Source organism: Kribbella sancticallisti (genome assembly GCF_039530625.1).
Lineage (GTDB): Bacteria > Actinomycetota > Actinomycetes > Propionibacteriales > Kribbellaceae > Kribbella > Kribbella sancticallisti.
The window spans coordinates 1-393 of the sequence record NZ_BAAAOS010000046.1 but is presented as its reverse complement, the minus strand read 5'-3'; the positions used below and the strand labels follow the sequence as shown (position 1 = coordinate 393).

Sequence of the window (393 nt, the reverse complement as noted above, 5' to 3'; positions counted from 1 at the left end):
GCAAGTTGTTCGCGGAACCGGGTGACGATGAACAGGGCGTAGTCGATCGCCAGGCCGAGCCCGATCATCGTGACGATGTTGATCGAGAAGACCGACACGTCGGTGAAGGTGGTCAGCGCGCGCAGCACCACGAAGGCGCCCAGGATCGCCAGGCCGCCGACGAACAACGGCAGACTGGCGGCGACCAGTCCGCCGAAGACCACGACCAGCAGGACCAGCACGATCGGCAGCGAGATCGTCTCGGCCTGGACGATGTCGTGTTCGGTCTGGGTGTTCACCTCGTCGAACACCGCGACCTCGCCGCCCACCTTCACGTCGAGCCCGGCCGGTGCTTGGCGGACCTGGTCGGCGATCTTGTGGAAGGTGGCCAGCCGCTCCTCGGGATCAGCGCCG

1 protein-coding gene is annotated in these 393 nt (G+C 66.4%); it reads right to left on the bottom strand.

What is annotated here, in order from left to right; genetic code table 11:
* The coding region (locus ABD255_RS29110) for an MMPL family transporter (protein WP_344219585.1) at window positions 1–393 on the bottom strand (393 nt) is incomplete at both ends.